General features: G+C 58.8%; 24 protein-coding genes. 11 read left to right on the top strand and 13 right to left on the bottom strand.

What is annotated here, in order from left to right; genetic code table 11:
* Positions 1 to 78: 78 nt before the first annotated feature.
* From phnG to AVO44_RS13585, 7 genes are read left to right on the top strand one after another with little or no spacing between them, the layout of a single operon-like run.
* On the top strand, positions 79 to 537 hold the full coding sequence (gene phnG, locus AVO44_RS13615) for a phosphonate C-P lyase system protein PhnG (RefSeq protein WP_068337842.1): 459 nt from the start codon (positions 79 to 81) through the stop codon (positions 535 to 537).
* The gene (gene phnH / locus AVO44_RS13610; RefSeq protein ID WP_068337840.1) at positions 537 to 1112 is read left to right on the top strand and encodes a phosphonate C-P lyase system protein PhnH; all 576 of its coding nucleotides are present in this window, start codon (positions 537 to 539) and stop codon (positions 1110 to 1112) included. The genes phnG and phnH overlap by 1 nt, the downstream gene beginning before the upstream one ends.
* Before the next feature lie 3 nt (positions 1113 to 1115).
* Complete coding sequence (locus AVO44_RS13605; RefSeq protein ID WP_068337838.1) at positions 1116 to 2207, top strand: carbon-phosphorus lyase complex subunit; 1092 nt, start codon at positions 1116 to 1118, stop codon at positions 2205 to 2207.
* On the top strand, positions 2204 to 3064 hold the full coding sequence (locus tag AVO44_RS13600; RefSeq protein WP_068337836.1) for an alpha-D-ribose 1-methylphosphonate 5-phosphate C-P-lyase PhnJ: 861 nt from the start codon (positions 2204 to 2206) through the stop codon (positions 3062 to 3064). Before AVO44_RS13605 ends, AVO44_RS13600 begins: the two co-directional genes overlap by 4 nt.
* Positions 3061 to 3831 (top strand): phosphonate C-P lyase system protein PhnK, encoded by a 771-nt coding sequence (phnK, locus tag AVO44_RS13595; RefSeq protein ID WP_068337835.1) that lies wholly within the window; start codon positions 3061 to 3063, stop codon positions 3829 to 3831. The genes AVO44_RS13600 and phnK overlap by 4 nt, the downstream gene beginning before the upstream one ends.
* Positions 3832 to 3842: 11 nt before the next feature.
* A complete protein-coding gene (gene phnL / locus AVO44_RS13590; protein WP_068337903.1) occupies positions 3843 to 4526 on the top strand; it encodes a phosphonate C-P lyase system protein PhnL in 684 nt (227 codons plus the stop codon).
* Positions 4523 to 5071 carry an AAA family ATPase gene (locus AVO44_RS13585; RefSeq protein ID WP_068337833.1) on the top strand — a complete coding sequence of 183 codons (549 nt, stop codon included), beginning with the start codon at positions 4523 to 4525 and terminating at the stop codon, positions 5069 to 5071. The genes phnL and AVO44_RS13585 overlap by 4 nt, the downstream gene beginning before the upstream one ends.
* On the opposite strand, the gene AVO44_RS13580 is transcribed toward AVO44_RS13585, so the two are convergent.
* Positions 5053 to 5736 carry a DUF1045 domain-containing protein gene (locus AVO44_RS13580; RefSeq protein WP_068337832.1) on the bottom strand — a complete coding sequence of 228 codons (684 nt, stop codon included), beginning with the start codon at positions 5734 to 5736 and terminating at the stop codon, positions 5053 to 5055. The two genes, AVO44_RS13585 and AVO44_RS13580, sit on opposite strands and share 19 nt — an antisense overlap.
* Positions 5737 to 5788: 52 nt before the next feature.
* Between AVO44_RS13580 and AVO44_RS13575 the strand changes: the two genes are divergently transcribed.
* Positions 5789 to 6928, top strand: a complete 1140-nt coding sequence (locus AVO44_RS13575; protein WP_068337831.1) for an alpha-D-ribose 1-methylphosphonate 5-triphosphate diphosphatase — start codon at positions 5789 to 5791, stop codon at positions 6926 to 6928.
* Here AVO44_RS13575 and AVO44_RS13570 read toward each other — a convergent pair whose 3' ends face one another.
* From AVO44_RS13570 to AVO44_RS13540, 7 genes are read right to left on the bottom strand one after another with little or no spacing between them, the layout of a single operon-like run.
* Positions 6929 to 7405 (bottom strand): class I SAM-dependent methyltransferase, encoded by a 477-nt coding sequence (locus AVO44_RS13570; protein ID WP_068337830.1) that lies wholly within the window; start codon positions 7403 to 7405, stop codon positions 6929 to 6931. It abuts the gene before it with no gap.
* Complete coding sequence (locus tag AVO44_RS13565) at positions 7406 to 8176, bottom strand: polysaccharide deacetylase family protein (protein WP_068337829.1); 771 nt, start codon at positions 8174 to 8176, stop codon at positions 7406 to 7408. It lies immediately after the preceding gene.
* Positions 8173 to 9312 (bottom strand): glycosyltransferase family protein, encoded by a 1140-nt coding sequence (locus AVO44_RS13560; protein WP_068337828.1) that lies wholly within the window; start codon positions 9310 to 9312, stop codon positions 8173 to 8175. Before AVO44_RS13560 ends, AVO44_RS13565 begins: the two co-directional genes overlap by 4 nt.
* Positions 9309 to 9893: a histidine phosphatase family protein gene (locus tag AVO44_RS13555; RefSeq protein WP_068337827.1), complete on the bottom strand. Its 585-nt coding sequence runs from the start codon at positions 9891 to 9893 to the stop codon at positions 9309 to 9311. The genes AVO44_RS13560 and AVO44_RS13555 overlap by 4 nt, the downstream gene beginning before the upstream one ends.
* On the bottom strand, positions 9890 to 10966 hold the full coding sequence (locus tag AVO44_RS13550) for a glycosyltransferase family 4 protein (RefSeq protein ID WP_068337826.1): 1077 nt from the start codon (positions 10964 to 10966) through the stop codon (positions 9890 to 9892). The genes AVO44_RS13555 and AVO44_RS13550 overlap by 4 nt, the downstream gene beginning before the upstream one ends.
* Positions 10966 to 12213 (bottom strand): glycosyltransferase family 4 protein, encoded by a 1248-nt coding sequence (locus AVO44_RS13545; RefSeq protein ID WP_068337824.1) that lies wholly within the window; start codon positions 12211 to 12213, stop codon positions 10966 to 10968. Before AVO44_RS13545 ends, AVO44_RS13550 begins: the two co-directional genes overlap by 1 nt.
* Positions 12210 to 13424 carry a glycosyltransferase family protein gene (locus AVO44_RS13540; RefSeq protein ID WP_068337821.1) on the bottom strand — a complete coding sequence of 405 codons (1215 nt, stop codon included), beginning with the start codon at positions 13422 to 13424 and terminating at the stop codon, positions 12210 to 12212. The genes AVO44_RS13545 and AVO44_RS13540 overlap by 4 nt, the downstream gene beginning before the upstream one ends.
* A 368-nt stretch (positions 13425 to 13792) precedes the next feature.
* Between AVO44_RS13540 and AVO44_RS13535 the strand changes: the two genes are divergently transcribed.
* A complete protein-coding gene (locus AVO44_RS13535; RefSeq protein WP_068337819.1) occupies positions 13793 to 16159 on the top strand; it encodes a mechanosensitive ion channel family protein in 2367 nt (788 codons plus the stop codon).
* 89 nt (positions 16160 to 16248) lie between these two features.
* Here the strand turns inward: AVO44_RS13535 and AVO44_RS13530 are convergent, their stop codons facing one another.
* From AVO44_RS13530 to AVO44_RS13510, 5 genes are read right to left on the bottom strand one after another with little or no spacing between them, the layout of a single operon-like run.
* Complete coding sequence (locus AVO44_RS13530; RefSeq protein WP_068337817.1) at positions 16249 to 17604, bottom strand: CoA transferase; 1356 nt, start codon at positions 17602 to 17604, stop codon at positions 16249 to 16251.
* Entirely contained in the window at positions 17601 to 18755 is a 1155-nt protein-coding gene (locus AVO44_RS13525; RefSeq protein ID WP_068337815.1) for an ABC transporter permease, read from the bottom strand. The genes AVO44_RS13530 and AVO44_RS13525 overlap by 4 nt, the downstream gene beginning before the upstream one ends.
* The gene (locus AVO44_RS13520; protein ID WP_068337813.1) at positions 18752 to 19780 is read right to left on the bottom strand and encodes an ABC transporter permease; all 1029 of its coding nucleotides are present in this window, start codon (positions 19778 to 19780) and stop codon (positions 18752 to 18754) included. The genes AVO44_RS13525 and AVO44_RS13520 overlap by 4 nt, the downstream gene beginning before the upstream one ends.
* 14 nt (positions 19781 to 19794) lie before the next feature.
* A complete protein-coding gene (locus tag AVO44_RS13515; RefSeq protein ID WP_068337811.1) occupies positions 19795 to 21705 on the bottom strand; it encodes an ABC transporter substrate-binding protein in 1911 nt (636 codons plus the stop codon).
* A complete protein-coding gene (locus AVO44_RS13510) occupies positions 21698 to 23470 on the bottom strand; it encodes an ABC transporter ATP-binding protein (RefSeq protein WP_068337809.1) in 1773 nt (590 codons plus the stop codon). Before AVO44_RS13510 ends, AVO44_RS13515 begins: the two co-directional genes overlap by 8 nt.
* Positions 23471 to 23702: 232 nt before the next feature.
* Between AVO44_RS13510 and AVO44_RS13505 the strand changes: the two genes are divergently transcribed.
* On the top strand, positions 23703 to 24200 hold the full coding sequence (locus AVO44_RS13505) for a class I SAM-dependent methyltransferase (RefSeq protein WP_267885775.1): 498 nt from the start codon (positions 23703 to 23705) through the stop codon (positions 24198 to 24200).
* A gap of 16 nt (positions 24201 to 24216) precedes the next feature.
* Positions 24217 to 24846: a glutathione S-transferase family protein gene (locus AVO44_RS13500; protein ID WP_068337807.1), complete on the top strand. Its 630-nt coding sequence runs from the start codon at positions 24217 to 24219 to the stop codon at positions 24844 to 24846.
* Position 24847: the final 1 nt, after the last annotated feature.

Below are 24847 nucleotides of genomic sequence, written 5' to 3'. Positions count from 1 at the left end.
GATTGCGACTCGGCTCTCCGGGATGTAATATTTGTCTAGTTGTATAGTTAAAGTAGACAACTCAGCCAAGAGGCTTCGATGACAGATCAAACAAATATCGCGGTTGCCAAGCGGCAGGAGTGGATGGGTCTATTGGCCCGCGCCCCGGAAGATGCGCTGATGCCGCTGTGGGACGAAATGAACACGAGCCCAGGCTTTGAGTGGCTTCGTCGTCCGGAAGTGGGCGGTGTGATGGTGCGTGGCCGGATCGGTGGGTCGGGTGCCCCGTTCAACCTTGGTGAGATGACGGTCACGCGATGTTCCTTGGTGCTAGGGGATGGAACTGTCGGGCATGGCCACGTGCAGGGTAGGTCGAAACGCAAAGCCGAGGCTGCGGCGTTGATTGACGCCTTGATGCAGACCAAGGCCGCAGGTGCAATCCGGGCGCGGGTGCTCAATCCGCTTGCGCAGCAGATGCAGGCCACCAAAACGGCGCGGGCCGCCAAGGCAGCGGCCACCAAGGTTGAATTCTTCACACTGGTTCGGGGAGAGGATTGATGGCCGCGCATACCCAGTTCTCAGGCGGTTTCCAAAACGCTCCCGTTGATGCGGCCCATGCCTTTAGGGCTGCCATGACAGTCATGGCACGGCCGGGTGAAATCCGTTCGGTTTCCGGCTGCCAGCCCCCGGCACCTTTGTCCGTCGCGGCGGGGGTGTTGCTGATGACGCTCTGCGATCCGGACACCAAGGTGCACTTGGCGGGCGCGACCAACGCAGATGCGGTGCGGCAATGGCTGACCTTCCACACCGGTGCGCCGCTGACCGATGCGACCGAAGCGGATTTTGCCGTTGGAACGTGGCAGGCGCTGGGGCCGTTGAACCAATACCGCGTCGGAACGCCCGAATACCCTGACCGTTCAGCGACCCTGATCGTCGAATGCGACGACTTGCAACAGACGGGTCCCAAGCTGACAGGACCGGGGATCAAGGGCACGGCGCATTTGTCGCTGCCGGATGTTCGGGCGCTTCAGACTAACGCGTCGCTCTATCCGTTGGGGTGTGACTTCTTTTTCACCTGCGGCGACACGCTCGCAGCGTTGCCGCGCAGCACACAGATCAAGGACAGGGGATAAGCGATGTATGTGGCTGTCAAAGGTGGCGAAAAAGCCATCGAAAATGCGCATGCCTGGCTGGCCGAGGAGCGGCGCGGTGACAAAGATGTCGCCGAACTCAGCATCGCGCAAATCCGTGAACAACTGAGCCTTGCGGTAAACCGGGTCATGGCCGAAGGATCGTTGTTTGACCCTGATCTGGCGGCGCTGGCCATCAAACAAGCGCGCGGTGATCTGATCGAGGCGATCTTTCTGATCCGTGCCTACCGCACGACACTGCCGCGCTTCGGGTACTCAAACCCTGTGGATACGGGTGAGATGACCTGCGATCGCCGTATCTCGGCCACCTTCAAGGATGCGCCGGGGGGGCAGGTTCTGGGGCCAACATTCGATTACACGCATCGTCTTCTGGATTTCAAACTGGCAGCTGAGGGTGAAGTTGCCCCAGCACCCGAAGGCCAGCCGCGTTCGGGTTCCACTCCGCATATATCCGGGTTCCTCAAGGCTGAAGACATCCTTCAGGACGAACCTGCCAGCGACGCGGCCCCGGGCGATCTGACCCGCGAACCGATGGAGTATCCGGCCACCCGCCCGTTGCGCCTGCAATCTCTGACGCGCGGGGATGAAGGGTTCGTGCTGGGCATGGCGTATTCGACCCAGCGTGGCTATGCCCGCAACCATGCCTTTGTAGGCGAGCTGCGGATCGGAAAAGTCGCGGTTGAGATGGAAATCCCAGAACTGGGATTTGCTATCGAAATCGGTGAGGTAGAACTGACCGAATGCGAGACGGTTAACCAGTTTAAAGGCTCAAAGGTCGAACCACCGCAATTCACGCGTGGCTACGGTCTGGTGTTTGGACAGTCGGAACGGAAATCGATAGCCATGGCATTGGTAGACCGTGCCTTGCGCTGGAAAGAGTTGGGCGAGGACAATCTGGGCGCCCCGGCACAGGACGAAGAGTTTGTCCTGAGCCATGCGGACAACATTCAAGCGACCGGATTTCTCGAACATATAAAACTGCCGCATTACGTGGATTTTCAGTCTGAACTGGAACTGGTGCGCAAGCTGCGGCGCGAGGCCGAAGACCGTATCTCACCCAAGGAGGCCGCGGAATGAGCGCGTATAACTTCGCCTATCTGGATGAACAGACCAAGCGGATGATCCGTCGGGCCATACTGAAAGGTCTGGCTGTTCCGGGCTATCAGGTGCCTTTTGCCAGCCGGGAAATGCCGATGCCCTATGGCTGGGGAACGGGCGGCGTTCAGGTCTCGGCTGCGACGCTGACACCGGATGACACGTTCAAGGTGATCGACCAGGGCGCGGATGACACCACGAATGCAGTTTCGATCCGCAAGTTCTTTGAAAAGACCGCAGGGGTCGCGACCACCGAGGAAACCGAAATGGCCACCGTCATTCAAACGCGCCACCGCATCCCCGAGGCCAAGCTGCGCGAGGATCAGATCCTCGTCTACCAGGTGCCGATCCCTGAACCCTTGCGCTTTCTAGAACCGCGCGAGACTGAAACCCGAAAGATGCACAGTCTTGAAGAATATGGTCTGATGCATGTGAAACTGTACGAAGACATCAGCCAGCATGGGGCGATTTCGACCGCCTACGCCTACCCGGTGAAGGTATCGGGGCGCTATGTGATGGACCCGTCGCCGATCCCGAAATTCGACAACCCCAAACTGGAAATGGAAGCAATTCAGCTGTTCGGGGCAGGGCGGGAACAACGGATATACGCGGTGCCGCCCCATACTAGGGTGGTGAGCCTTGATTTCGAAGACTACCCGTTCGAAGCAACCAAGGCCAATCACCCCTGCGATCTGTGCGGGGCTGAGGACAGCTATCTGGACGAGGTGATCATGGATGATGCAGGAAACCGGATGTTCGTTTGCTCTGACACCGATTATTGCCGTTCGCGCCGCAAGGCGGGCCATCAGGGACGCATGGCGACGGAGGGCGCGGCATGACGCCCTTATTGCAGGTCAAAGGGATCGAAAAGCGCTATGGCACCCGCATCGGATGCACGGGTGTTGGTTTCGATCTTTACCCCGGCGAGGTGATGGGGATCGTTGGTGAAAGCGGGTCGGGCAAGTCCACCCTGTTGAATTGCCTGGCGGGTCATCTGGAACCGGATGCAGGGCAGGTGATTTTTGACACCCGTGCTAACGGGCCAGTGGACACGCTCACCATGTCTGAGCCTGAACGCCGGATGCTGGGGCGAACAGATTGGGCCTTTGTGCATCAACATGCACGGGACGGGTTGCGTATGTCGGTCAGTGCAGGCGGCAATATTGGTGAGCGCCTAATGGCCGTGGGTGACCGCCACTATGGTGATATCCGCGACAAGGCCATCGACTGGCTGGGACGCGTAGAGATTGACGGGACTCGCGTCGATGATCGCCCGACCGCATTTTCGGGCGGAATGCAGCAGCGCCTGCAGATCGCGCGCAATCTGGTCACGGGACCTCGGCTGGTGTTCATGGATGAACCGACCGGCGGGCTGGATGTCTCGGTTCAGGCGCGGTTGCTGGACCTGTTGCGCGGGCTTGTGCGCGAGATGGGTTTGAGCGCGATCATCGTCACCCATGATCTGGCCGTGGTGCGCCTGCTGGCGGATCGTTTGATGGTGATGAAAGACGGCCACGTGGTCGAAAGCGGACTGACCGATCAGGTTCTGGACGATCCACAGCACGCTTATACGCAGCTGTTGGTCTCAAGCGTATTGCAGGTGTGAAGATGGCGGCGATGATCGAACTGAAAGATGTGAGCAAAAGCTTTACCCTGCACAATCAGGGCAGTGCGGTGATCCCTGTGATGGAGGGCGCGTCGCTGACCGTCGCGCCGGGAGAGTGCATTGCCCTGACCGGAGCGTCCGGGGCAGGCAAGTCAACCCTGATGCGGGTGATCTATGGGAACTACCTGGCGGCGTCCGGGCAGGTACTGGTGGGCGGGCTTGACGTGGCACAGGCCGAGCCGCGCCAGATACTGGCTTTGCGGCGTGAAACACTTGGCTATGTCAGCCAGTTCCTGCGAGTTGTCCCGCGCGTACCGACGCTTGAGGTGGTGGCTGATCCGTTACTGGCAATCGGTTGCGAGCGGCAGGTGGCGCTGGAAAAAGCGGCGGCGCTGTTGGCGCGGCTGAACATCCCTGAACACCTGTGGGGGCTGAGTCCAACGACCTTTTCGGGGGGCGAGCAGCAACGGGTGAACATAGCCCGCGGTTTCGCGCATGACTATCCCGCGATGCTTCTGGATGAACCCACCGCCTCGCTGGATGTACAGAACCGTGAGACGGTGCTGTCATTGATCGAAGAGGCCAAGGCGCGTGGTGCCGCAATTGTCGGGATTTTTCACGATGTCGGCGCGCGAGACCGGGTTTGCGATCGCGAGGTTAACGTCTCTGACTTCACGCCCGGAGTACTGGTATGAGCCTTGCTCCGGTCATAGCAATTGTTGGCCCATCAGGTGTCGGCAAGGACAGCGTAATCGAAGCGCTAGACGCGCGTGTTCCCGGTATTCACCGGGTGCGACGGGTCATCACGCGGCCCGAAGGCGAACAAGGCGAAGACTTTGACCGTGTGTCTGTTGACCGCTTTCGGCAGATGGTTGCACAGGGTGCATTTGCTTTGCATTGGCCTGCGCATGGCCTGTTCTACGGTGTACCCAAGACTGTTGAGGAGCTTAGAAAGCAAGCGGATGGGGTGATGGTGAATCTGTCGCGGTCTGTTTTGCTACAGGCGCAAGAGGTGTTCGGCGATCTGGTAGTCATCTCGCTGACTGCAGAGCCCGAGGTTCTGGCGCACCGCCTGTCAGCACGCGGACGCGAAGGCGTAGCCGAGCAGGCGCGGCGGATGACACGTGCAAAAGCGAGCTTGCCCGAGGGGCTGGTGCGGGTCATCGAAATCGACAATTCCGGGTCGCTGGAATCTACGATCGATACGATCCTCGACCACCTTCAACCGGAAAGGGCATAGCGATGCAGCAGGTGAAACCGCCCATCTTCGGCCTCACCCACCAACGCCAGATCATTGATCTGAAACGGCTGAGGCAGCAATGGGGCAAGCCGCGATTGCAGCGCCGCTTCAACCGTTGTCAGCGTGGCCCTGTCCAATTTACCGCAAAGCGTGATGTGGAAACGGAATGTATCCATCACGTAAGGATAACCCCATTGCACCAAGTTGGCGTCCTGCTGGGCCGTCAGGCCGCTGGCGCGGCGCCGGTCAAGCTCGGACTGTGCAGGCGGCGCACGAAAGCTGTCCAGTTCGCGCACGCAAGCGGCGGCCAAAGCGTTCAGCGCGGCCTCATCCCCCAGCGGGCGCAGGGCCAGAAACCGGCCAAGTCGGGCGATCGTCAGCCCGTCCTGGACCACAATGGGCTGCGAGGCCGCAACCTGCGCGCAGGCATCGTGCAACGCCTCAACCGTTTGCCCATCCCGCAGCCGGAACGGGGGTTTGATTGTCGCATGCAGACCGTAATTGCGCGGCACCTCGGTTACGGCTGCAACATCAACGCCGTCGATCACGGGATGGACAAGGGCGGTGCCGGCCTTGATGTCCCAACCCAGCCAGCTGCTGGCGAATTTCGCCCATTCAGCCGTGGCTGGTGGCGCAAAATAGATCGCGTATCGCGTGAATGTCACATTGGCCTCCTATGCGTGGCCTTCTCAATATCTCAGACCGTGTGAAGTTCAGATGACAGAAGAAATGATCCTTGCCAATGCCACGCTTGTTCTTCCGAATGAGACGGTTACAGGCAGCGTCCGTATCGTGGGCGAGACGATTGCAGACATCGCAACCGGCCCGGCCGTTCCCGTCGGTGCCATGGACTGCGAAGGCGACTATGTCAGCCCCGGTCTGGTTGAGTTGCACACCGACAACCTTGAACGCCACATCCAACCGCGGCCCAAGGTCGACTGGCCCCATGCGGCAGCCATTCTGGCCCATGATGCCGAACTGGCCAGTACTGGGATTACCACCGTGTTTGATGCGATGCGCATCGGTTCGATCCCAAGTGGCAACCGCTACAAGAAATACGCCCGCGATCTGTCCCGCGAGCTATGGCAGCTGCGCGAACAGGACGCCTTGAAGATCAGCCACTTTTTGCACCTCCGGGCCGAGGTGTGCTCGGAAACGCTGGTGGATGAGTTGGATGAGTTCAGCGCCGAAGATCGTGTGGGGCTGGTGTCTCTTATGGATCATACGCCGGGGCAGCGGCAGTTCCGGAATATGTCGCAGCTCGAAGCCTATATGAAAGGCAAGCACAGCATGTCAGACGACGACTTTCTGCAGCATGTGGCCCAGCTTAAGGCGCTGCGTGACCGGTATGGTGACCGGCACGAAGTTGAAACCGTGAAAGCAGCAAAACGCTTTGGCGCGATCCTGGCCAGTCACGATGATACCACGCAGGAACAGGTGGCTGTATCCGCCGGTCACGGCATTCGGCTGGCCGAGTTTCCGACAACCGTAGAGGCCGCACGGGCCTGCCATGATCACGGTATCAAGGTCATGATGGGTGCGCCCAACGTAATCCGGGGCGGGTCGCATTCCGGCAATGTCGCCGCGCAAGAACTGGCTGATCTTGGCCATCTCGACATTCTGTCTTCGGACTATGTGCCCGCCGCCTTGCTGCTGTCAGCGGCGCGTCTGGGTGAGCAGTGGGGCGATATGTCCCGCGGTTTACGGACCGTGACCCAAGCCCCCGCACAGGCCGTTGGTCTGGAGGATCGTGGCGAGCTGCGCATCGGTGCACGGGCTGATGTGATCCGGTTTCGATTACGGGAAGGTGCACCTGCTCTGAATGGTGTCTGGTCACGCGGAGGGCGCGTTGCCTGATCAGGCCCTGTAGAACAGATACCTGTCCGGCGCGATCGTATCCGGGCCGCTGATCTGCTCAAACCCCACCAAAGGCTGCCCCGATATCAACAATCCGCCGGGCCGCATCACCTGCGCGATCAAGGGGCTCAGGCGGGCTGCTTCGGCGACATCTTCTTCTTTGATTCCGCGTCCAAAATCATAATGCGCCAGCACGATCTTTGGGCCGCCAGCGGCCAGCTTTCTAAGCATTGGCTCAGCCTCGCCCTGCAGGAAATCTTGGGCCGGCGGGGTGCTGGATGGGTGGCATTGCAGTACCCGGTCCATGACCCAGATGCGCCGATCTGGCATTATTTCCCGCAGATGGTCATAGGTGCGCCCGTTGCCCAGCCCCATATCCAGAACGTCGCCATCTATGTCGCTGATCTGCGCGACCGCCCAGTTCAGCCCGTCGCGTTGTGCCGTTAACCGGCGCAGCATGGAATCTAGTCGGCTCATTCAGGTCTCCCTGGGTTTGTTCTCAGATGGTGCGACCCAAATGCGGCCGGGGCCGTCCAGCAATCTGCGCAGCAACCCTTCGGTAAAGGTCCAGATGTCTTGATCATGAACCAGATGATGCGTCAACACACCGAACGGTTCGGCATTGTCGGTGCGCCCCTCACGCCGGTCACGCAGCAGTTTGACTGTTTGGCCAATCAGCTTGTCCGTTGCGGTCAGCCCGCGCGTTCCGCGCCAGTCGATCGGATCCAGATGAGTGTTGATCTGTTCCAGTCCGGGCACAGGCCAGCGCGCCTTGCGTGGTGTTGCAGCCGAGATGATGCGGAACCCGAGTTCGGGCAGGTATTCGACCACTTCGGGCGCAATACGGTTCCAAGGGGGCACGAACATCGGGCACAGCCGGTCACCCAACAGCTTACGCAAGCGATCCAACCCGGCCTGGGCATCCGCAGTGATGTCTGGGATGGGCCGGTGCAGTCGGAACTCGGATTTTTTCTCACCCTCAGGCGCGTGGTTCTGATGCGCCCAGCCATGCACTACCGGGATTAGCGTCCGATGCCGCGCCACGTAATCCACCAGCTGACGATCGGCATTGCGCGGAATGATCGCAAGATGAACCGGCAGGTCAAGAGTCTGGGACAAGCCTGCCAGCGTCTCTAGCTGCGGCGTCACTGAGACAGCGTCGTCGTCCCGCCACCACAGTGGCAGCGCAAGGTTCTGTGTACGCCAGCGGTCTAGTTCGGACTCCAAAGGGTGCCAGTCAATTGTCATGCTTGCGCCCTCAGCCCTACTGCAATTTCGACGGATCTGTCGGCACCGTCAAAGCCCTTGGCGGAAACGGCGCGTGGGCCATCCTGGATAACAGCCTCAACAGCCCGCGCCAAAGCAGAGCCATCAAGTTCGTTGCTGGGTAGAAGTTCGATTGCGGACAAACCGGCAAGACTAGTTCCGCGCAGTGTCTGTTCGACCTCTTTGCCATCGTCAAACGGAATGAATACGGCTGGAGTACCAGATTGCAGAATGTCCAGCGCGGTATTGTAGCCGCACATGCTGACGGACGCTGCGGCCAGTGGCAGCATCTGGCGGAAATCCGGACGAACAGGTTCCAGCGTCACCGGGGCATCACCCACATCGTTTTGCAAATCGGCAATGCGCTGCCGTGCGTCTTGACCGCCCACCAACAGGCGCCAGCGCCTGTTGGGCATCTTGCGGGCGGCCTCGATGGCCGCGCGAAAGATCGGCTGGCCCACTGATCCGCCGCCGGCGCTGACCAGCACCTCGCCTTGGCCCACGGCATCCGGGTGCGGCGCGGGGGCTTCTGGTGCGACGAAACCGGTATAGAACAGCCGCTTGCGCAATCGATCGGTAACCGGCCAACTGACATCCAGCGGAACAACATCATGATCTGCATGGACAAGGATACCGTCATAGTACCGGAGCACGATCTCTTCCGTACGTTGCGCTTTGGACTCTTTCGACGGTGGGGCCAGAATATCCCGGATCGAGCCCAAAATGGTCGGGCGGTGCGGCAGGGTGCGGGCAGCCTCAAGCGCCGCGATGAACTCGGTCGCCAGTGACCGGCGGCCAAATGGAAACAGCTCAGTGATCAGAACATCCGGCACGAAACTTTCAACGGCTTTCACCAGTGCAGTTTCACGCGCTTTCAGGTAGGCCGCGTCGGCGATGTCACCGTTTGCGGTTAAATGCCGTGTAAAGTCGGTTCCGTCCGAGCGAAGTGGCGGCAACCCCAAAAGGCTGACACCCGCACTGTCCAATTGCGGCGCAGGCATTCCACCCGAAACGACAAAGGTCTCGTGCCCCGCTCGTTCAAATGCCTTGCCCAGCGTCAAGGCCCGACTTAGATGCCCGGTGCCCAGCAGGTGCGTGACAATGATCATCACCTTCATAGGTTGGCCTCGGGCCGGATCAGGCGGATGGGTTCTGGCAACGGCGTGAGGGATGGCATGTCAAGGATATACAGCCGATTGCGCTTGATTTTGAATGGGGCGGGGCCGTCGAAATCCCAACCCCAAGCACGTGCCAGAATGACCCGCATGATGCCGATATGGCAGACCGCAACCGTGTCGCCAGATAGCCCATCCAGCCAGGGCATTAGCCGTGACCAGACCTCGGCCGGGCTTTCACCGTTCGGCGGACGGAATTCCCAGCTCCAATCCTCAATATGGCGGTATCCACTTTTCGGGTCTGCTATCAGATCGACACCGCGCAACCCCTCCCAATCACCCCAGTTCATCTCGGTCAGTGCATCCGAGGTCCGTGGGTCGCGCCCGGCAACAAGGCGCGCGGTCTCGCTGGCCCTCAGCAGCGGACTGGACCACAGGGCCGCGTCCTTCCATGTGTCAGGCAGGCGTGTGTTTGCAAGTTCAGCCCGGGCATCCGCATCCAGCGGAATGTCGCTGCGCCCCTGAATGCGGCCTGCGCGGTTCCAGTGCGTGTGGCCATGTCTGAGCAGGGCTAAACGAGTCATCTTTGGGTCTCCACCAATGGGCGTGCGGATCGCCAGAACCGCTCGGTGGCCGCAGGCAGCAAGTGACGCTCGGCCATCCGCATGCGGGCCTCGGCCCCCAGTGACAGACGAAGCGACAGGTCATCCAACACCCTTTGCAATCGGGCGGCCAGCCCCTTTGCGCCAGTGCTGACCTGCGGGTAGTCCGACGGAGTCAGCACATCCCGCACGCCGGGCCGATCCTGCGCAACAATAGGCACACCGCTGGCTTGTGCTTCAAGATAGACCATCCCAAAAGCTTCGTTCACGCCGGGCCAAACCAGAACCGATGCCGCACTGTACAGTTCTTGCAGCGTTTCACGGTCGCACTGACCAAGAAACCGTACCCTCGATCCGAACGGAGCCATCAGAGTTTCAACTTCGCGACGGGCCGGACCATCGCCCGCAATATTCAGGCTCCAATCCCCATCCAGTAGGGCCAGGGTTTTGGCAATAAGGTCGTAAGATGCCAGTTTGTCACCCTGACGCATCATCCCAACGCTCAGCATCGGGCCATCACACGTGGACGCAGGCGGCAAGTCCGACAGGGGAAGAAAGGGCGGCAACTCGACAAGGTTTTGATCCCCGCACCTGTCCCGTTCAAGCGCAATCAGGTCATTGGTCGTATGATAGAAAATCACTTGCGCCGCGTCGCAGGCAGCATGCGCGGCTTGGGCAAAACTGGCCCAAGGACCATCTAATCGGCTGGTCGCACGGGTGCTTTCGATCTGGACATAAGGGATTTTCCGCGCCTTGCAAACTCGCGGGCCCACAAGGTCGGGCGCTTTGTAGTAGTTGTGATACGTCACCCAAAGGGACGTGTCCAAGGGCATCTCAGCGACAAGACGGTGTACCTCTGCCTGTGCCTCGGCGCGCAACACCGTCTGAACCTGCGCATCACCGGATTTGTCGTAGATACGCAGTCGTGAGGCAAGCTCGACAGTGTCCCCCTGCGCGGCAATCGCCTGCATGAGGTTGCGCGCCATTTCACGATCCCCGGATGGGACCGGGCTGTCGGGTGCCTTCATCGGACAGTAAAAGGCGACCCGAGTCATCAGTTTGTGTCCGCACCCAATGCGCGCAGCCGATTGGAAAGACGGGCGATCCCCGGGTCCATGCGGAAGTCAGAGATCAGGCGGTCATAGGCCGCCACAGCCATCAACGCGGTTTTCTGGGGGTTAGCGGCCAGGCGGACAATAGCCGAGGCCAGCGCGCTAGGATCGTCGTCGGACAGCACCCCGTGGGTTCCGGTTTCAATGAATTCCGGGATGGCCGACACGGGCGTCGAAAGAATTGGCAACAGCTGGGACGCAGCCTCCATCAAAACGTTGGGCAGGCCATCGCGGTCTCCGTCCGCTGCAATCCGGCTCGGTAGCACGAACAGGTCGGCAGCGCGCATTGCTGCGATGACTTCGGGCTGATCGCAGGCACCCTTCCAAGTGATCCGATGCGCCAGACCAGCGGCCGCGGCCCGGCTTTGGAGCGCGCCGCTCAACGTTCCGCCTCCGATATGCGTCCAGCGCCAGTCGAGTGTTTCAGGCAACAGCGCAAAAGCGTCGATCAGGCGATCAAAGCCCTTTTTCTCGACCAATCGGCCGACGGACAGCATGTGAAACGGCCCGCTCGGGGCGCGCGGCTTACGGTTTGGGGGGGCGGGAAAGCGACAAAGGTCCAGTCCGTGATAGATCAGGTCAACCCGCGACGGATCATCAGCAAGGCCACGCAGATGTTCGGCCCCGATGGATGTGCAGGTCGCGCCAAAGGCTGCACCATGTGTCACTTCTTGCAATTTTTCGCGTTTTTCCCACTCGGGCGAGGTCCAGATGTCCTTTGCATGGGCTGAAAAGCTCCATGGCAGGCCACGCATGATCGCAGCATAACGGGCGACCGAGGACGGAGTGTGCATGAAATGCGCATACATCACTTTTGTCGCTTCGGGCAATTCGGCGGCCAGAACACAGGCCTGTCCGAACCTGCGAATGCGGTTATGGGTGGGATCGCGGCGCAAGTCCGCACGCCAAATCTGATAGGCCTCGGCGTAGCCGGGCAGAGTTTTCGCCTTTTCCCGTGCAGCCCAGACGCGCTGCGGCTCATCGTACAGATATTCTGGCAAGTAATGCACCTGACCCTGGAGCCGGTCGTGCAACGGATGGCGCTTGACGTCAGTTGGGTGGCGCAAGGACCAGATATCAAAGCTGTGCCCGGCATCCTGCAGGGCGACAAGTTCCTGGGCGATGAACGTCTCGGACAGGCGCGGCCATCCTTTGACCAGCACCGCCAGTTTCGGCTGTTTCGAGGTCATCCAGTGGCCCGTTTCTGTTCCTGGCCCAACAGCGCGTCTACGCGATCAACAACATAGTCCAGCCCGTCCAGTAGCCCGTCCTGAATAGCCTGCGATGGAAGCGGTTGTTCGGGCAGGTTGCGAATTGCCTGTATCATAGCCTCTGGCGTCAAGCCGTCCCGATTTTCGTCCAGCATGCGGACAAGCCCCAGACTTTCGGCGCGCGACGCTCGGATCCATTGCTCGAGCCGGGGAGTCGAACGTGGCACGATGACGGCGCGTTTATCGAACGAGAGTACCTCGCAAAAGGTGTTGTAGCCGCCCATGCAGACAACACCCGAGGCACCGGCAAAAAGGGTTTCGATCTGGGATTCGAACCCAACGGCGGTTAACCGACCGTTAAGCGCTGCAACGCGAGTCTCAAACTCCTCCCGCAGTTCGCCAGACAGGAAGGGGCCGTAAACCAGTACGGCACGCGGTGACAGGGTAGGGTCTTTTTCATAGGCTGACAAAACAAGGTTCACCATCGCCTTGCCATCGCCGCCGCCACCCGGAGTGATCAGAATATAAGGTTTCTCGGGCGGCTCACCCACAGGGGTGAGGTCTCGGCGTAAGTACCCGGTCCAGTGAATGCGCGACTGCGCTGCTCTGCTCAGAGGCAGGCCTTGGGTCGGGTCATAGATCGAGCGCAGCCCGTATATCCAGATTTCATGATAGAACCGCTCGGTCGCGGTGATGGCTTCTTTCCTCTCCCATTCAGCGGCCAGCACTTCGGGTTCATCAAGCACGTCGCGTAGCCCAAGAACCAGTTTGGTGCGCTGCGACTGCAGAAGAGTTTCCAGCGTCGGCAGAAGCTCACCGCGAAATCCGGTGGGTTCCTTGTCAACGATCAGCATATCGGGATCGAATTGCTCAACAGAGGTCTGTATAAGGCCCGCGCGCAGCTCGGTCACTTCTTCTATGCCCATTCCGATCGTCCGCGCCGCGTAAGAGCCATCGGCGCGTTTGGTGACACCCGGCAGTCGTACGTGATCAACCCGGCGCGGAAAGGTGAATCGCCCCGCCACCGGCGATCCCGTCAGGATCAGAGCGGATGCGTCCGGGTTGGCTTGCGTGATCGCCGCTGCAAGGGCGCGCGACCGACGCAGATGGCCCAGCCCGAAGGTATCGTGGCTGTAGAGCAGAATGCGCGGCGCCCGGCCGGTCGTTTTGTCTTGTATTCCCAGGCTCATGCTTTCGCCTATCGTGTTTTTGGGTTCAACTCCGCGCGTTTGCCCCCGTTACCGTATATTTTTTGACGCCGCTTGCCAAAGGGGTTTCCAAGACAGGGCAAATTCGTCAACCATGGCGGAATAGCAACATTCGATACGCGGCTAGGTCAGGGGAAATCACCCCCATCAGCCTGACATCGGACTTGCTGTTCCACGCAATTGCAGGGCCGGTCATATTCAGTTTTTCCTAGGTTGAAAACACTCTTGTTGTTCGCAGTGCAGCAGGAACACGAAATGACACGATCACGAGAAGAAAAAGGCTGAATATTTGAATACGCTCAGGTGCTTCTGTAGTCTTTTGGCAATACGAGAATTGGATAGGCTGCTTAATGAAACTTAATCTCAGCGCTGTGATAGCCATTCTTGTTTGGGCTTTCGCAGCCGCCTTCGTTACCACAGCAGCGGCACAGACATCCTTGATCCCTGGATATGGGTCGGGTTCCGACACAGAAACAGACACAAATCAGGATAGCGATCTGGCCGCCGCGATCCGAGCTGCGACCGAATCTGGCGCCAGCGTGATTGTTATAGACAGCACCGGGCAGGTCGTATCTTCGGGTACTCAAGACGAGGCTCTTGAGTCCGACACACTCGACCCGATGGGGGGCGGGTCGCAGCTGATGAAAGCGCAGGAGAGGTTGTCGGATTTTCGCGCATCCATGCATGCGCGCTTGCAGGCTTTGCCTTATTCAATTTTCGAAGTGCAGTATATTTTGCGCCAAACCAGCCCGGACGGCCGGATTCAGACATATCTTGAAGTCTTGTTCTGGAACATTCTGTTCCTGCTGCTGGGGCGCTGGTTGTCTGCCGAAATCTACGGCAAGCGCATCGCACGCCGGTTCGTAGTGGCGCGCACCAAGGAAGACCCGAAAGGCTATCGCGAAAAAATGCCCTTCCTGGTGTTCCGTTTCTTCATGGGCATAGGTGCCACTGTCTTTGCGATGGTGATGGCGCTGATCGTGGGGTACTTGATCTTTGGTGAGGCCGAAGACATCTCGATCCAGTTCACGGTCACGGCGATCTTCACCGCGTTCTTCCTGTCGCGCACCGTGTCCGACCTGTGGCGCATGGTGTTGTCGCCCTATCTCAGCCAGTATCGGCTGCCACCGTTTTCGGATCGCGACGCGAAGCGCCTGTATATATGGGCGTCGGTGATTGCGACCTATGATATCTCGGTTGTGCTGTTTTCGACCTGGGTTGCTGACTTTGGATTGAACTACAACATCTACGCGATGGTCTATGGCAGCCTGACCATGGTCGGCGCGCTGGGCAACGTTTTGATGATTCTGTTCAACGCGCGGGCGATTTCCAATGCCATTAGGGGGGGGCGGTCGCCGGATCGGGTTTCGTGGTTATTACGCTTTGTCTCATTTGCGTGGGCGCCGGTCGTGATCGTCTATATTGTCTTCAGTTGGTTCAAACTGGCGGTTGATCTGGTTCTGGAGCATGAGCACTCGCTGCCGATCGTCGCCAGCAGCTATGCGATCTTCATGTCCGTGGTTGTTGCATATGGGGCGATGAACTACCTGCTCGAGCGATATTTTGATCGCAACCGCAAGATGGACGGAATGAACGCAGACGCGGCCGAGGACATCGATGAACCCGTCGAGAAACCAAAGTCAGACAGGCAGCAACAATCGATCCTGACATATGAGGACCTCGCCCGCCGTGTGGCGGGAATACTCGCCTTCGTTGTCGGCCTCTATGCGTTGGTCGTGATCTGGAATCCCGGAATTGACTGGACCGAAGACCTGCCCATTGACCGGGCTCTGGACGTGATGACGATCTTGTTCATCGGCTACATCCTGTTCCACTTCTTCCGCATCTGGATCGACTCGAAAATCGCGGAAGAGATTGATGACGGCAGTGAAGAGGCCGAATTGGGTGATGAAGGCGGTGAGGGGGGGCAAAGCCGTTTGGCAACGCTGCTGCCGTTGTTCCGCGGGGCGATCCTGGCCGTGGTTGTCGTCACCATCGTTCTGATTGTTCTGATGGAGTTGGGCATTAATGTAAGCCCGCTTTTCGCAGGTGCCGGTGTGGTCGGACTGGCAGTGGGGTTCGGCTCGCAAACGCTGGTACGTGACATTTTTTCGGGGGCGTTCTTCCTGTTGGACGATGCGTTTCGGAAAGGGGAATACATCGACATTGGCGATGTCAAAGGAACGGTTGAAAAAATCTCGGTCCGGTCGTTCCAGTTGCGGCATCATCTGGGCGCGCTGAACACGATACCTTTTGGTGAGATCAAGGTGCTGACCAACTATTCCCGCGATTGGGTTATCATGAAGCTGCCGCTGCGGGTGACTTATGACACCGATGTCGAAAAGGTGCGGAAGCTGATCAAGAAACTGGGTCAGGAGTTACTGAGTGACCCTGTGATCGGTGAGAATTTTATCCAGCCGTTGAAGTCGCAGGGCGTGATCGAGATGCAGGATTCAGCGATGATCATTCGGGTCAAATTCATGACCAAGCCGGGGGATCAGTGGCTGGTGCGCAAGAAGGTCTATCAGGAAATCCGCGAGCTTTTTGCCCGGGAAGGTATCAATTTTGCCCACCGCGAAGTCACCGTTCGGCTCGCTGAAGGCAAAGAGCCGGAGGATTTGACGCCCAAACAACGCGAAGCGGTCACGGGCGCGGTGCAGGCGGCTATTGATGAGGATTATCTGGACGATATCGGACCCGGAGGGGACGACCGTTAGCGGGGCTCTCCCGCCCCTTTGGTGTGCGTCTCTGGCGAGACGCCCCGCAAAGCGTTGGGCCGGGCCGCGCGTACCGCGCGGCGGTTGCGCTAGCCGGAAAGCGATGACCAGACGGGTTGAGATGTGCCTAGTTTTTCGGCGGGTAAGGCCCAACGCATATTTGCGGCCCCGACGGTCAATGCCGGTTTCAGGCGATGGCCAGCCCCCCAGCCCGACGCTTCGGGCTTTTGATTATAGTCTGCGGGCGTCGCGTGCGTGATCTCTTCTGAGGTGTCGGATTTCGCCAGTGCGGCCAATAGATCTGCGGTCCGGGCCAGAGACAACTGTGCGAGCATTATGGAGTTGCCAGATGCGGCCTCAGCTAGCGCAGACAGGACCGCGGCAGCCATAAGGTAGCCTGTCGCGTGGTCCAACGCCTGAACCGGCAGCGGTGTTGGTTTATCTGCCTTGGCCCAGGCGCGGCCAGAATCAGCGACGCCTGCGCTCATCTGCACAAGACTGTCAAAGCCGCGTCTGGACGACCACGGCCCCTGCCAGCCGTAGGCGTTCAGCGTGACTTCAATCCGGTTCGGTGCCAGATCATCCCGCTTGGTCTTTGGCAGACCAAGCGCATCCAAAGCGCCCGGCCGATAGCCGTGTACGAACACATCCGCCTGTGACAGCAAATGTTCCAGCTTTTTCATGCCGACAGGCGATTTTAGGTCCAAATACGTACAGTGCTTGCCCAATGAGATATCCGGGATCACGCCGGGTTCATCCCATCCGGGGGGATCAACGCGCAGAACTTCGGCCCCGAAACCAGCAAGCGTTCGGGTCGAGACCGGACCCGCCAGAACGCGGGTGAGGTCCAGAACCCGCAAGCCTGACAGGGGTCGTTGGGCGGTGGCTTCCGGCCGGTCTCGTACAACGATACGACGGGGGCTGTGCCAGCCAATCAGCGGGTCGCGGGAGACTGCCCGACCCTGCGGATGCTCAAGCCACTCCGCACGGCTGCGCATGGCTGCAGCCACACCGCCCCCGGCCACGATCGCGGTTTCCAGGTCCGCGACAGACCACTCTTTCAAAGCTTGGGACACAGCATCGCGATTGCCCGGAACACCAAGCACTTTCAGAGCGGCTGCCTTGTGGCGCGGCAGATTGGTATGCAGCCTGATCCAGCCGTCGGACGCCTGATAATCTCCGGCTACAGCATCCCAAAGGCTTGGCATCTCCCACCCGTCTGGCTTGAAAGAAAACCCATACCACAGTGAGGCCAATCGGTGATCGACGGAAACCTCTGGTGCCTTGGGCGCAAGGTTCAACGCGCTGACAAGACGCGCCAATTCCTGTCCAACGGCGGCGAAGCTGGCGGTTGCCAGCTCACTTACAGCAAAAACGCTGGGTCGTGCGCCCTTGCCAATCGACTTGTAGCTGTCTGATGCGGGAAGGGCGGACATCAAGGTCATTGTTGATATGGGTCCAAACTGTCGCGCAGACCGTCGCCTAGGAAATTGAAGGCCAGTACGATGACGATGATCGGCAGCATTGGGATTGCCGTCCACGGATATATCTCGATCGAAGCGAGGTTCTGTGCGTCGTTCAACATTACGCCCCAACTGACGGCGGGCGCCCTGAGGCCAAGGCCAAGAAAGCTGAGCGCCGTTTCTCCAAGAATCATTGCGGGAATCGACAGGGTGGCCGACGCGATGAGATGCGACATGAAGTTCGGCAGCAGGTGCTTGCGAATGACGCGCCCTGAGCTTGCGCCCATCATCTCGGCCGCGCGCACATATTCCTCCTCGCGCAGGGACAGGAATTTGGCGCGGACAGAGCGGGCCAGACCGGGCCAGTCGAGAATGCCGAGGATGATCGAGATAATGAAGAACACTGCGACAGGGCTCCAGTTCGAAGGCACCGCAGCGGACAGGGCCAGCCAAAGTGGCAATTCCGGCAACGAGCGGAGAATCTCGATCACGCGGTTGATGACCCAATCGATCTTGCCACCGAAATATCCCGCCATTGAGCCGAATATAATGCCCAGAAAGAAAGACACCGAGATACCGATCAGGCCAACGGTTAGGGACAGTTGCGCCCCGTAGAGGATGCGGCTGAAAATGTCCCGGCCAAGACGGTCAGAGCCCCAGAGGAACAGTGTCGCGCCTTCCGGAGGACAGAACAGGTGGGTGTCCGATCTGATCAGCCCGGCCAGTTTGTATTCTGTCCCCTCACAAAAGAATTTGATCGGACGCGGGTCTTCAAGGTCGGGGACGAACTTCCATTGAAAGGTTTCCAAATCCGCCTCGGCCACGATGGGGAAAACGTGAGGACCGATGAACTTACCCTCGTAGAACCAATTTACGCTTTGCGGTGGAGCATAGAGGTGCTCACCGTTGCGTTCATTCGGCCCGTAGGGCGCGATGAAGCCGGCAAAGGGCAGCATCAGATAACAAAGCAGCAGAAAGATGCCTGAGATCAAGCCCAGCTTGTGGGTTTTGAACTTGCGCCAGACCAGCACCCAGTTCGGCGCGTCCAGATCGGCGCGTTCAAGCTGTTGCAGGGCGGCTTCCGGGTCGAATGGGGCATCGTCGACAAAGCGACCATCTGGACGTTGGGTCATGCGTCTCGCCCCTCGTATCGGATGCGCGGGTCGAGCATGACCAGCAGGATGTCAGAGATCATGGTACCGATCAGAGTCAGCAGCGCCACGAACATAAGAATGAACGCAGACAGGAACTGATCTTGCGTTTTCAGCGCCGTCAGCAGGGTTGGGCCGATGGTTTGCAGGCCCAGGACGACCGAGACAAGAACTGAGCCGGATACCATCGACGGCAGCAGATTGCCGATATCGGCAACAAACGGATTGAAGGCCACGCGCAGCGGGTATTTCGTCAACATCCGCGAAGGTGACATACCCTTGGCAATGGCCGTTTCCACATAGGGTTTACCCAGCTCGTCCAGCATATTGGCGCGCAGGCGCTGCATCATGGCCGATGCTCCGGATGTACCGATCACAAAGGTTGGGACGATCAGGTGGACCAGGATGGATTTCAGCTTATCCCAGCTCATCGGCTGGCCTTCGAATGATGGATCCATAAGGCCGCCAATGGGGAGGTTGAAATACTGGTGGCCGTAATAGAACAGGATCAGCGCCAGCAAGAAGTTTGGCGTGGCCAGACCAAGATAGCCAACAAAAGCCGAAGTATAGTCAATCCACGTCCGCGACCGCGCCGCAGCGATGACACCCAGGGGCAGCGCAACGGCATACACAAAAAGGATCGCCGCCAGATTGACCACAACGGTCAGCCAAAGCGTATCGCCTACGATCTCGGCAACGGGGCGGTCGAATTCAAAAGACCAGCCATAGTTGCCTTGCAACAGACCATCAAACCCGTGCGGGCCGGGCCAGAACCCCATCCAGATCAGGTATTGTTCCCAAATAGGCCGGTCCAGCGCGTATTCCTTACGCAGGAATTCAGCCTTTTGTACGCCGGCAGATTGACCCGAGGCCTGAAGTTCAGCGATCTGGTTGCTGAGATAGTCGCCGGGCGGCAGGTTGATGATCACGAAGATCAGCACCGACACCACCACCAGCGTCAGCAGCATCGTGAAAAAGCGATAGACTGCATAACGCAGCATAACCATTTAGCTGCTCCTGATCAGTCGGCGAAGAAAAATTCGTCTGGTCGATGAACGCCGAAATGCGCGCCGGGTTCCCACGCCCACATGGCTTGTTCGGGTACGTTGCGCAGACGGTTGGACACCACGATTGGCTGAGGCGCGCCGTTCAATATGCCGATCGCGTAAACCTGATCGGCGTGAATGTTGAGCATTTCGGTCCAGACGGCCTCGCGCTCTTCATTCGTTGTGGCAATTTCCCAGTCATGGGCCAATTTCATCAAACGCTCGGCCTCGGGCATGTCGGGCGCTTCGCCGACATCCCCGCCTGTCTGGTGATACTGGCCCCATTTCGGCCAGGCCAGAAAGACCTGATCTGTCGGCGCGAGGTAGGCGGGTGAGGTGTGGGTCTGCGGAATTCCATCATCCCAGCCATACCAAACCGAGGCCATGGTGTTGCCCGCAAAAACGCGATTGCGCAGGATATCCCGATCCAGCGGGCGCATCACCAGATCAACGCCAATCTCGCGCCACGTGTCGGTAACGATTTGCAGGGCGTTCTCAACCTCTTGCCGTTCACCCGCGGTTTCGATGATCAGTTCCATCGGGCGTCCATCGGGAAGCAAGCGGATCCCGCTTTTGTCACGCTCGGCCAAGCCGGCCTCATCAAGCAGGGCGTTAGCCTGTTCGATATCGTATTGCGCCCAAGCTTCTGCATTCTTTTCAGAGTAGAACGGAGAAGCAGGCAGCACCGACATGGCGCCAGGTTGCGCCAGCTTGAAATAAAGCGCCTGATTGATCGTGTTGCGGTCAATGGCCAGCGACAGGGCGCGGCGTACACGCACGTCGCGCAAAACCTCGCGCCACGCCTCATCTGCAAAGTTCAGGTTTGGATAAATCGCAATTTGCGAGGCGACGCCGGTTTTCCACAGCAGCGTTTTGTAGTTTCCAACCTTTTCACCTTTTTTCAGGATCGACGCATCGCGGAAGGACAGCCCACGTCCCTGGAGATCAGTTTCGCCTGCGTTTGCTTTCGCCGCAACGAGACCCGGAGCGACGATCTCCATTTCGACCACGTCGATATAGGGCAGTTGCACCCCATTGCTGTCGATACGATGGTAGTACGGGTTGCGGACAAAGTTATGCCGGATTTTTTTGCCCGAGCTTGCGTTCAGCCAAGGTTGGAGCGTGGGCAGTTCGTGGTTGTCGAACTTGTACAGGTTGTCCAGTTTGTTGTGCAGCGCCGCCCAGCTTTTGACGCGCGCATCGTCGACCAGAAAGGCCAATTCCTCGGCGTCTGCGTATTTTTCGTGGTATTGCTTCAGAAACTCGGCAGGGCGGTAGATGAATGGCGGCCGTGCCTGTGCCAGAGATTGAAGAAATTTTGGATTGGGATCATCCCACTCGAAAACAACGGTGGTGGCGTCGGGAAAGGAAACGGTCGGACTTTTACCCTCGACGATTAGAAAATCCGGCGGACCAGAGGGGCTCAGAAGTTCGTTATTGGCAACATCTTCCCACCAATAGCGAAAGTCTTCCGAGGTGAAGGGCGATCCGTCCGACCACTTGTGTCCTTCGCGCAGATTCAGGGTGAACTTGCGGTTGTCCTCGTTTTCGAACGATTCCAGCAGATCGGGCACAAGCTCATACTTCTCATTAAAACCGACGAGACGCGCATAACCATACACCACCATCTGACGGATGTCCTTTGACCGGGTCACCATCGTTCGCAAGGTGCCGCCCGGCGTGCCGAATTCCCGACCCTTCGCAGCCAGATCAACAACCAGCGGTTCTGCGGGCAGTCGTTCCTGGACCGGCGGCAAATGTCCAGCGTTCACTTCAGAGGACCAGAATTGCCCTTCTATCGGGGTGGGAGTGTCTGCCGTGGCGGGCAGTATCCCCGCAACGGCCAGTGCGGCAGCCAGAAAAAGGGGGCGAGTGGTCTTAAACATGGCATCTTACCTTATGGCCGGGCTCCATCTCTACAAGTGAAGGTATCACGGAGTCGGTTAATCGGAAGGCGTCATCCCAACTGTCTGGTGAACCTGCGCCCAACGCAACCAGTTTCAGGTTGATGGGTCGGTTGATGTCAGGTTCCGGTTGGGCTGCAATCAGCGCCTTGGTGTATGGATGGCGGGGGTTGTAGAATAACGTTTCGGGCGGGGCTTGCTCAACGACAAGTCCCCGGCGCATCACGGCGACCTCATCAGCGATGCGGGCCACGACGGCGAGGTCGTGAGAAATGAACAGATAGGACAGGTTCAGACTGTCCTGCAGGTTTTCCAGAAGCGTCAGGATTTGTTCCTGAACGGAGACATCCAAAGCCGAGGTCGGCTCGTCGCAGACAATAAGCTGCGGGTCCAGCATCATTGCGCGCGCGATGGAAAGACGCTGCCGCTGACCACCGGAGAACGCATGTGGATAGCGTTTCAGCATATCTGCGTTCAGACCAACCCGCTTCAGCATATCGGCGGCCTTGTCCCGCTGTTCGGATGCAGTTCCGATATTGTGAATCTCTAACGGCTCGGTCATCGCGTCCTGAATGCGCATGCGCGGGCTGAGAGAGCTGTAGGGGTCTTGGAAAACCATCTGAGCTTTACGTTGAAAGGCGGTGCGCTGGGCGCGCGTCATGTGGTGTACCGTGATCGGATCTTCGGTTGCTGAGGTCCGAAACAGAACCTCTCCTCCGGGGTCGGGCAGTTCGGCGCCAAGTGCTATGCGGGCCGCCGTTGTCTTGCCGGATCCGCTTTCACCCACGATGGCAAGCGTCTTGCCGCGGGCAAGTTTCAGGTCGACACCCCGGCAGGCATGGATCAACCTCTCACCCTGCCAGCCTCTGCTGGAGCGCATGGTGTAGGTTTTGGAGACATCTTTCATTTCCAGGATCATGTCCTCGTCGGACATGGGGATGCCAACCGCGTTCTCATCGGGAATACAGGGTGCCGCGTTGAACAGTTGTTGGGTGTAAGGGTGGGCTGGTGAGGTAAGGATCGGGGCCGCGGCACCCGACTCCATGACGCGTCCTTTATGCATCACAACCACCTGTTCGGCCATGTTGGCGACGACGCCAAGATCATGGGTCACGAGGATCAGAGCCATACCGGTTTCGCGCTGTAGCTCTTTGATCAGGCCCAGCACCTGCGCCTGCGTTGTCACGTCCAGCGCGGTCGTCGGCTCATCCGCGATCAGCAGTTCCGGCCGCGCGACCATCGCCATCGCGATCATGGCGCGCTGCCGCATACCGCCGGACAATTCGAACGGGTAGGAGTCATAAGCGCGTTGCGGATCGGGGAAGCCCACGCGTTCGAACTGAGTCAGAACCTCTTTGCGGGCCTGCGCTTCGGATGCGCCACGGTGCAACCAAAGAACTTCGCTGACCTGATTGCCGATCTTGTGCAGCGGGGACAGGGACCGCATCGGCTCCTGAAAGATCATTGAGACCCTGTTTCCGCGGATATCCCGCATCTGGCGTTCGCTGATCCTTGTCAGATCGACCGAACCGTTTGAATCGTTCAACGTGATCGTACCGCTGCGAATCTGTGCCGTGCGTGGCAAAATCCGAAGGGCCGCGCGGCACGATATGGTTTTACCGGACCCGGACTCTCCGACCAGCGCCAGCGTTTGACCCGCGTCCACATCGAAGCTCACGCCTTTGACAACGGACTCACCCGCACCAAAACCGATGCTTAAATCACGTACAGACAACAACGCTGTCATGCGGGTATTCCACCCGTTCGGCCGTATGTCGGCATCGGCTTGATCAACTCCCTGTGTTTTTTCCGTCAGTTTCGCGCGGTTGATGCACGCTAGTCAAACCCGTTCTTCACCCGAATTGTCGCGGAATCGTGAAAACGATACCAATTTGACTACACAAATACTTGAAGATTTGCCATCACATGCGTCGTCGACCCCATCTGGCAAGTCGATTGATATCAAGGAGAGATTTCCCGTGCCCAACGACCAAAGCCGCCTGGATCTGTTCATTGATCGAATGGTGTCTCAGCGCGCCTGTCTGGATTTTGCCATCGCTGAAACGCGCGGTATGGCTGGCCCGGTGTTTGAATTGGGATTGGGCAATGGGCGTACGTACCACCATATGCTGCAGTATATAAACAAGCGCCCGGTCTATGTGTTTGAACGCGCGGTGGCATCGCATCCAGAATCGACGCCACCCGAGGATCGGGTGATTCTTGGCGACGTGCGCGAGACGTTGCCCGCCGCCTTGGAGCGCTTTGGAGACACTGCAAGCCTGATTCACGCGGATCTTGGTGGCCATAACAGGGAAAAGAATGATGCCTTTGCGAGGTTCATCTCACCCCTTGTTGAGCCCTTATTGGCGACGGGTGGTATGATGGTGTCCAGTGATCGGATGTATTTCGATGGCCTGACCGAATTGCCCCTGCCGCCCGGTGCGGTTCCGGGTCGTTGTTTTGTCTACCGCCGCTGACCTGAAAGAGCGCCCCATGCTGTTCTACGATTGCTCAACCGCTCCTAACCCGCGTCGTGCGCGTATGTTCATTGCGGAAAAAGGGTTGAAGATTGAAACCCGCGAAATCTCGATCGCCAAGGGTGAACAACTCAGCTACGCGTTTAAGGCGGTCAATCCGAATGCAACCCTGCCCGTGCTGGTCACGGATGATGGCACCGTGCTGACGGAAAACCTGGGTATCGCGGCTTATCTTGAGGCGCGCTTTCCCGAACCACCCTTGATGGGGCGCACCCCGGATGAAAAGGGGATGGTGCTGATGTGGAACAGCATTGTTGAGCAACAGGGCGGCGTGCCAATAGCCGAGACTTTGCGCAACACGCACCCCGCCTTTGCCAACCGGGCGCTTCCCGGTCCCGTAAATCACGCGCAAATCCCCGAACTGGCGCAGCGCGGAACAGCGCGTGTTGACCAGTTCTTTGACTTGCTGGAGGCGCGACTGTCGCAAAGCGCCTACTTGGCAGGGTCTGAATTCACGATGGCCGACATTACAGCCTTTGTCTTTGTCGACTTCGCACGCGTCATAAAAAAGCGGATTCCGCAGGAAAACAAAGCCTCGCTTGCGTGGTTTGAAAGGGTTGGCGCACGGGCCAGCGCCCAACTCTAGA

The organism is Ruegeria profundi, from assembly GCF_001507545.1.
In the GTDB taxonomy this organism is placed as follows: Bacteria; Pseudomonadota; Alphaproteobacteria; order Rhodobacterales; family Rhodobacteraceae; genus Ruegeria; species Ruegeria profundi.
The sequence above is the reverse complement of the archived record's forward strand: the minus strand, read 5'-3'. Positions and strand labels throughout refer to the sequence as shown.